We start from the raw sequence: 7,018 nt of genomic DNA on the forward strand, positions 1-7,018 counted from the left end.
ACGCCAGCCCCGTCCCCCACCCACCCCCCCCCACCCCCCCCCCCCCCCCCCCCCCCCCCCCCCCCCCCCCCCCCCCCCCCCCCCCCCCCCCCCGCCTCCTTCGTACGTCCGCGGACCGCGGCTACCAGTCGACCGGCCCGGCGTCGTCGAAGAAGCCGCCCGTGGGGCCCTCTTCGCCGAGGGTGGCCAGGGTGACGACGATCCGGGCCCCCTCCTCGACGGTACGGGTCCCCTGGTGCCCGTTGAGGTCGGTGGCCACGTACCCCGGGGTGGCCGAGTTGAACTTCAGCGGGGTGCCCTCGAACTCGCGCGCGTAGTGCAGGGTCAGCGAGTTCAGTGCTGCCTTGGAGGAGTTGTACGCGAGCAGCAGCCGGTGCGGGGACCCGAAGTCGGCTGCCTTGGCCAGCGACCCGAGGCGGCTGGAGAGGTTGACCACCCGCCCGGCGGGCGCCCGGCGCAGCAGCGGCAGCAGGGCGTGCGTGGTGGCGATGACGCCGAGGACGTTCGTGGCGTGGATCCGGGCGGCCAGGGCGGCGGTGGTCGCGCTCGGCGGGAGGTCGTCCTCGACGATGCCCGCGTTGTTGACCAGGACGTCGAGCCGGCCGTACGTCTCCTCGACGGCGGCGGCAGCGGCCTCGACGCTTTCCTCCCGGGTGACGTCGAGGGCGAGGGCGCGGGCGTCGATGCCGCCCTCGCGCAGGGCGGCCGCCGCGCGTTCGCCCCGGGCGGTGTCGCGCGCGCCGACGAGCACGGTCATCCCGAGCAAGCCCAGCTGCCGGGCGGTCTCCCGGCCGATGCCCTTGTTGGCGCCCGTGACGAGGGCGACCGGGCGGGGGTGCTGCGTCATGGTGGTTCTTCCTCCTGACACGCGGAGTCCGGTACCGGCCGCGCCGGTACCGGACTCCACTGCTGTGGCTGATGGCGGATCAGTGGATGCCGAACATCCGGCAGGGGCCCGCGAAGCCCTTGCGGTGGCGGATGAGGCCGATGACGGCGGTGGCGCCGATGTCGGGGACGGTGTGGAGGTTGGCGATGTTCTCCACGCCGTAGCGCAGGTCGCCCAGCACGATCCGGTGCGCGCCGGGGTCGTCGATCTGGAGGTTCTTGGAGGCGTCCAGGCTCGGGGTGTCGGTGCCCGCGGCCACGATGGAGCGCTCGCGGACCAGGAGTTCGGCCGCGTCGAAGCCCAGCCCGGGGAAGTGGGGGACTCCGTCGGAGTCGCGGTTGATGTAGGCGCCGGGGGTGTCGATGCGGGGGCACCAGTTGGAGTCCATGACGACCAGGGCCCCGTCCGGGATCCGGCCGTGGCGGCTCTCCCAGGCGAGGATGTCGTCGGCGGTCAGGGTGGTGTCGGGGTCCTTCGCGGCCCGGTCGCCGATGCGGATGACGACGAGCGGGGCGATGAGCCGGTCGATCGGGATCTCGTCCGTGTAGACGGGGCCGTCGACGAGGTGGGCCGGGCCGTCGACGTGGGTGCCGGTGTGCTCGTCGATCTCCAGCTTGTTGGCGTTGAAGCCCTCGGAGGCTATGTCGGCGAAGTGCTCGATGTTGGGCTTGAGCACGATGGGTTCCAGCACGGGGAAGTCGTTGCCGAAGGCGTGCGTCAGGTCGCTGACCCGGCTGCCCCGGATGAGCGGGGCGGGGGTCCTGGGGCGCTCGGCCGGCCGGGTGCCGTCGTGGCCCTGCGCCGCGTCGGACGCGGCGTTCGCGTCGGCGGCGTGGCCGGCGCAGCTGTGGCCGGGCTCGCCGTGGACCAGCTCCATCACCTGGGGGCTGCACATGGGAGGGAATCTCCTTGGGTCGGTCGCGGGGTCGCGGGGTCGCGTGTGTCTCGGAGGAGGGAGGCCGGGCGGCGGCCGGGTGGGGGAGCGGCCGCCGCCCGCGGGGGAGGAGAGGGGCTCAGACGGAGGCGGTGTCCAGGACGGCGGTGTCCACGACGCGGGTGCCGCGGATCAGCCAGGTCGGGCCCTGGGCGATGCCGTCGATGCGCTCGAAGAACTTGGCGAAGTGCGGGCCGGACATGTGCCGGTCGAAGGCGGCGGCGTCGTCGTAGACCTCGTCGAGGTAGAAGCGGTTGGGGTCCACCTCGTCCTCGACGAGTTCGAAGCGCTGGGTGAACGGCTCGTCCACGGCCGAGTCACGGGCGTCCGCGTGGGCGGCGGCGATGAACGCCTCGCGGTGCTCGGGCTGGACGTCGAAGGCGACGGCGACGTGGTACATCGGAGTACTCCTGGGGGTGGGGACGTACGGAACGGGGGGTGGTGGGGCGGTCAGTCGCGCAGGGCGGGCGCCTTGGGCGCCGCTGCGGCGGCGGCGACCGGGGCGGCGGCGGCCACCGGGGCGGCGGACTCGCCGCGACGGCGCGGGCGCACGGCCCGGTCGCGGCCGGAGCGCAGTCCGAGGACCAGCTCGGGGAGGGTGAAGGCGGCCAGCAGGACCAGGGAGACGGTCCAGCCGCCGGTGGCGCCGTGCAGCAGGCCGAGCAGCAGCGGACCGGCGATGCCTCCGGCGAGGTAGCCGATGGTCTGCACCATGCCCGAAAGCTGGGCGGCGGTCTGCGGGTTGGGCGAGCGCATGCCGATGAAGGTCAGGGCCATGGCGTGGCCGGCGCCGAGGGTCACACCCAGTACGGCGACCCACAGGGCGGCCGCGGCCGGCGCCCACAGCAGGCCCAGCAGGCTCACCGCGCCGGCCACCGCGATGGCGACGACCATCGGAGCGGTGCCCTTGCGGCCGACGAGGATCGGGGCGAACAGCGCGCCGGGCACGCTGACCAGCATCGCGACGGAGAGCAGCGCGCCGGAGGAGGAGTTGCTGTAGCCGAGGTCGGCGAGGATGGTGGGCAGCCAGCCCAGGGCGGTGAAGTACACCAGGGCGCGCAGCGCCAGGTAGCCGGTCACCTGCCAGGCCATGGCGTCGCCGAGCAGCGAACCCTGGTCGGGGGAGGGGCCGGTGGCCGCGGCGGGCTTGGAGCCCTTGAGCAGCGGCAGCCAGGCGACGAGGCCGACCGCGGCCGGGACGGCCCACAGGGCGAGGGAGCCGCTCCAGCTGTCGGTGGCGTCGCGCAGCGGGACGGCGAAGCCGGCCGCGAGGGCGGCGCCGGCGCTGAGGATGCCCGTGCCGATGCCGGTGTAGAGGCGCACCCGGTTGGGGAACGCGCTCTTGATGACCGCCGGCATCAGGACGTTGCCGATCGCCAGGCCCGCGCCGGCCAGGGCGGTTCCGGCGAACATCGCCCAGACGGCGTGGTCCAGCCGGAGCAGGATGCCCGCGATCAGGAGGACGAAGCCGAGGACCAGGGCGCCGGGGGTGCCCATGCGGCGGGAGAGGGCGGGGGAGACCGCCGCGAAGATGCCCAGGCACAGCACGGGCAGGGTGGTGAGCAGACTGATGGCCGAGTCGCTGAGCGCGAGGGACTGCTGTAAGTCGTCGAGTACGGGCGAGACGCTGCCGATGGCGGGGCGCAGGTTCAGCGCCAGCAGGCTCAGCCCCACGGTCGTGGCCACGGTGCTCGCGCGGGTACCTGATCGGTGGTCGGACACGGAGCTCCTCCTAACCGGGAACATAAAAGGGGTACGGGGGTACGGTTTCGATGCAGTAGATGATGCATGACGACCATAAGATGTCTTACATCTGGGTGTCAATCGATTGGCGTAAGAAGCCTGTCAGTTCGGGGACGCGCCGGCCGTGACCGGCCCGTCCCCGAACAGCCGGGTGTGCAGGGACCGTTCCGCGGCGTGCCGCAGTACCGCCCGCCGGTGCCGGGCCGTACGGGCGCCCAGCAGCGCCCGGACGGCCGCCTCCTCGTCCGTCCCGGCGGAGCCGGAGCCGGAACCGTGCCCGCTGTCGAGGGTGTGCGTGTCCATGGCAGTGCCTTTCCGGAACGGAGTGGAGGGCGGGTGCGGGCGGATCAGCGGACGGCGGCCAGCTCCTGCGTACGCGGCCGGGCGCAGGCGGTGGGAGCCCAGTCGGCCAGCACGGCCCCCACGGTCATCCCGCCGCCGAACCCGGCCAGCAGGACGCTGTCCCCGTCGGCGAACAGCCCCTCGCGGTGCGCGAGGTCGAGGGTGACGGGGACGGAGGCCGAGCCCGTGTTGCCGTACCGCTCGATCGCCAGGTGCATGGTGGCGCCGGACAGACCGAGGTCCGGCCAGACCTCGCCCAGCATCACCGCGTTGGCCTGGTGCGGGACGAAGTGCCTGATGTGCTCGGGACGCGCCCCCGCCTTCGCCAGCAGGCCGTGCAGCGCGCCCGGCAGGTTGTCCTGGACGAAGCTGCGCACGCCGCGCCCGTCCATGCGGAAGAAGTGGGCGCCCTCGCGCAGGGTGCGGTCGTTCGCGGGCATCCGGCTGCCGCCCGCCGGGACGCTGATGAGCCGGTACTGGTCCCCGCGCGTGAGCAGGCTCGTCTCGCGTATGCCCCGGTCCGCGGCGACCGTGCCGAGCAGCACCGCCCCGGCCCCGTCCCCGAACAGGATGGCGGTCTTGGGGTCCGAGTAGTCCAGGATCCGGGAGTAGATGTCCGCGCCGATGACCAGGGCGTGGCGCCCCGGCTCGGCGGCCCGCAGCAGCCGCTCCGCCACCGTGGTGGCGTACACGAAGCCGCTGCACACGGCGTTGATGTCGAAGGCCGCGGCGTTCTCCGCCCCGATCAGGTGCTGCACGATGCTCGCGGTGGCCGGCTGCGGGTGGTCGGGCGTGGACGTGGCCAGCACGATGTACGCCACGTCCCGCGCGGCCACGCCCGCCTGTTCGAGGGCCGCCCGGGCCGCCCGCGCGGCCAGGTCGGAGGTGGCGTCGCGGTCGTCGGCCCGGCGCCGCTCGCGGATGCCGGTCTTGCGCACGATCCACTCGTCGGTCACCCCCGAACTGCGGGCGATCTCCTCGTTGCCGACGACCGTAGGGGGCAGATAGGAGCCGGTGGCCAGGATTCCGATGCGATTCATGGTCTCTCCAGAGGTGGGGCGGGCCGCCGGACGCGGCCCGCCACGGGGTCAGGCACGCCCGCCGGCCGCCAGGGGGTGTCCGGCCAGCCGCCGCCAGCCGTGGCGGCGGGCGTGGGCGGCCAGTTCGGGGTCGTCGCCCACGGCGACCGGGCGCCCCACCGCGCCGAGCAGCGGCAGATCGCTGGAGTGGTCGCCGTATCCGGAGCAGTCGGCGAGGTCGAAACCGCGCAGGGCCGCGCTCAGCTCCACCGCCCGCCCCTTGGCCGCGCCGATCATCGGGACCAGTACCTCGCCGGTGAGCAGCCCGCGCCGCACCACCGGGCGGGAGCCCAGCGCGTGGCCGGCGCCGATGTCCTCGGCGACGGGCTGGAGACAGGCGAAGAAGGAGCCCGAGAGCAGGACCACGGGACGTCCCGCCGCCCGGTGCGCGCGCAGCTCCCGCGCCACCTCGGGGACGTAAGGGCCGCCGGGCTGGGCCTGCTCGTGGGCGAACCAGGACCGCCCGCTGCGCTCCAGCAGCCCGACCGACTCGCCCGCCAGCAGCCGGTAGTAGCGCCGGTTGATCTGCTCCCGGGGCTCACCGCGCCGGGCCGCGGCCCGCAGGCCGTCCGCCAGCCGGTCGTAGGTGGCCGGCGGCTCGCCGCGCCGGTGCAGGTGGAAGGCGAGGAAGCGGAACATGCTCTTCACGCGGATCAGCGTCTCGTCCACGTCGCTGAACGCCGCGCCGGTCACCGCCCCCGCCGCGGTACCGGCGGGCCGCGCCTTCGGCGCCCCGGTCGCCGTCGCCGTCGTTGCCGTCATCACAGTCATCTCTGCGTGGCCTCCTTCCGCTTCAGGCCGTCAGGCGGGTCAGGACGAAGGAGAAGACGCACAGCGACTCGCCCCGCTGGGTGGCCTCCACCCGCACGGGCACCTGCTGGAGCCCCGCGCCCTGCTGGTCCGCGTCCTGCGGCTCCAGGACGCCGCCCTGGGTGTAGAGGGGGCCGTCGGACGGCCCGCCGCCGGCCCGGGCGGTCAGCACCGTCTCGTCCTCCAGCTCGCCGAACCGGTTGAAGACCACGTCCAGTTCGGTGACGAGGGTCTTCGCGCCGGCCAGCCCCCGGATGTCCAGGGCGGCGAACAGGGCCAGCTGGCGGGCCCCTTCGGCGATGACCATGCCCGGCAGGTGGTCCTGGGGGTGGTCGAACAGGCTGGCGTGCTGCGCCGGTATCCGCAGCAGGGCCTGTGCGGTGTCCCCGGCGACCACGGTGTCCACCAGGACCACGTTGTCCGGGTTGGCCCGCCCGACCAGGTGCGGCGCCAGCGGGGTGCCCGGCGTGCCCGCCGGGTACGCGGCCGAGGACGGCAGCGCCAGCCCGTCGCGGTTGTTCAGCCGCAGGGTGAGGTAGCCGGTCGGCGTCTTGAAGCGCAGCCCGACGGCCGCCTGGCCGATCACCACGCCGCCCACGGTCAGGTCGATCTCGTAGTCCAGCCCGGTGACCCGGCCCTCGCGCTCCTTGCGGTCCACGATGGTGACCCGCAGGGCCAGCGCGATCGGCGCCGATCTCACCACCACCATCTGCGGCCGGTCCAGGCGCAGCCGCAGGTGCGTCAGGATGAACTTGTTGTCGGACGGGACGCCGTAGAAGCGGTGCGCCCCGGCCAGGGTGGCCTGCCGGCAGGCCTCCAGGAGCAGCAGCGGGTCGTAGCAGCCGGGGCGCAGCAGGTGGTCCCCGTAGTAGGCGTGCGAGCGGGGCAGCTGGGCCCCCGCCGCGTAGCGCTGTTCGTCGATCGGCTGGAGGTCCGTCAGGAAGACCTCTCCCAGGGCGTCCCGGTGGACCAGCAGCCGGTCCACGGTACGTGAGTAGTCCAGGGCGGGGAGCGCGGCGGACGGCGGCGCGGGCGCGGCCACGGGCGCGGCGGCGGGTGCAGTGGTCATGGGGCCTGGCTTCCTGTCGCGGTTGTGGTGGTTCCCGTTGGTGGGTCGGTGCGCGTACGGGGAGGTGGCCGCGGGGGGGGGGGGGGGGGGGGGGGGGGGGGGGGGAGGGGGCGGTGGGGGTGGGGGGGGGGGGGGGGGGGGGGGGTGGGGGGGGA

8 protein-coding genes are annotated in these 7,018 nt (G+C 74.4%); all 8 read right to left on the minus strand.

Annotation, left to right across the window (positions count from 1 at the left end; all coding sequences use genetic code 11):
• Positions 1-121 precede the first annotated feature (121 nt).
• The 8 genes from ACZ7IF_RS32945 to ACZ7IF_RS32980 all read right to left on the minus strand — a co-directional run bounded on the left by ACZ7IF_RS32945 (position 122) and on the right by ACZ7IF_RS32980 (position 6,863).
• Positions 122-847: an SDR family oxidoreductase gene (locus tag ACZ7IF_RS32945; protein ID WP_470979126.1), complete on the minus strand. Its 726-nt coding sequence runs from the start codon at positions 845-847 to the stop codon at positions 122-124.
• A gap of 79 nt (positions 848-926) precedes the next feature.
• The gene (locus ACZ7IF_RS32950; RefSeq protein ID WP_470979128.1) at positions 927-1,781 is read right to left on the minus strand and encodes a cyclase family protein; all 855 of its coding nucleotides are present in this window, start codon (positions 1,779-1,781) and stop codon (positions 927-929) included.
• Between the two features lie 118 nt (positions 1,782-1,899).
• Entirely contained in the window at positions 1,900-2,220 is a 321-nt protein-coding gene (locus ACZ7IF_RS32955) for a putative quinol monooxygenase (RefSeq protein ID WP_470979131.1), read from the minus strand.
• Positions 2,221-2,270: 50 nt separating this feature from the next.
• A complete protein-coding gene (locus ACZ7IF_RS32960; protein WP_470979134.1) occupies positions 2,271-3,542 on the minus strand; it encodes an MFS transporter in 1,272 nt (423 codons plus the stop codon).
• A 123-nt stretch (positions 3,543-3,665) separates the two neighbouring features.
• The gene (locus tag ACZ7IF_RS32965) at positions 3,666-3,866 is read right to left on the minus strand and encodes a hypothetical protein (protein WP_470979136.1); all 201 of its coding nucleotides are present in this window, start codon (positions 3,864-3,866) and stop codon (positions 3,666-3,668) included.
• A gap of 44 nt (positions 3,867-3,910) precedes the next feature.
• Entirely contained in the window at positions 3,911-4,945 is a 1,035-nt protein-coding gene (locus ACZ7IF_RS32970) for a 3-oxoacyl-ACP synthase III family protein (protein ID WP_470979139.1), read from the minus strand.
• 48 nt (positions 4,946-4,993) lie between these two features.
• Complete coding sequence (locus ACZ7IF_RS32975) at positions 4,994-5,755, minus strand: HAD family hydrolase (protein ID WP_470979142.1); 762 nt, start codon at positions 5,753-5,755, stop codon at positions 4,994-4,996.
• Positions 5,756-5,777: 22 nt separating this feature from the next.
• Complete coding sequence (locus ACZ7IF_RS32980) at positions 5,778-6,863, minus strand: ScbA/BarX family gamma-butyrolactone biosynthesis protein (RefSeq protein ID WP_470979145.1); 1,086 nt, start codon at positions 6,861-6,863, stop codon at positions 5,778-5,780.
• Positions 6,864-7,018: the final 155 nt, after the last annotated feature.

The sequence above is a fragment of the Streptomyces sp. NPDC037421 genome, from assembly GCF_055602105.1.

Bases quoted from the DNA above. Each gene is read 5' to 3' on its own strand.
- ACZ7IF_RS32970 (WP_470979139.1), bottom strand. From the start codon at position 4,945: ATGAATCGCATCGGAATCCTGGCCACCGGCTCCTATCTGCCCCCTACG.
- ACZ7IF_RS32955 (WP_470979131.1), bottom strand. From the start codon at position 2,220: ATGTACCACGTCGCCGTCGCCTTCGACGTCCAGCCCGAGCACCGCGAG.
- ACZ7IF_RS32980 (WP_470979145.1), bottom strand. From the start codon at position 6,863: ATGACCACTGCACCCGCCGCCGCGCCCGTGGCCGCGCCCGCGCCGCCG.
- ACZ7IF_RS32945 (WP_470979126.1), bottom strand. From the start codon at position 847: ATGACGCAGCACCCCCGCCCGGTCGCCCTCGTCACGGGCGCCAACAAG.
- ACZ7IF_RS32950 (WP_470979128.1), bottom strand. From the start codon at position 1,781: ATGTGCAGCCCCCAGGTGATGGAGCTGGTCCACGGCGAGCCCGGCCAC.
- ACZ7IF_RS32975 (WP_470979142.1), bottom strand. From the start codon at position 5,755: ATGACTGTGATGACGGCAACGACGGCGACGGCGACCGGGGCGCCGAAG.
- ACZ7IF_RS32965 (WP_470979136.1), bottom strand. From the start codon at position 3,866: ATGGACACGCACACCCTCGACAGCGGGCACGGTTCCGGCTCCGGCTCC.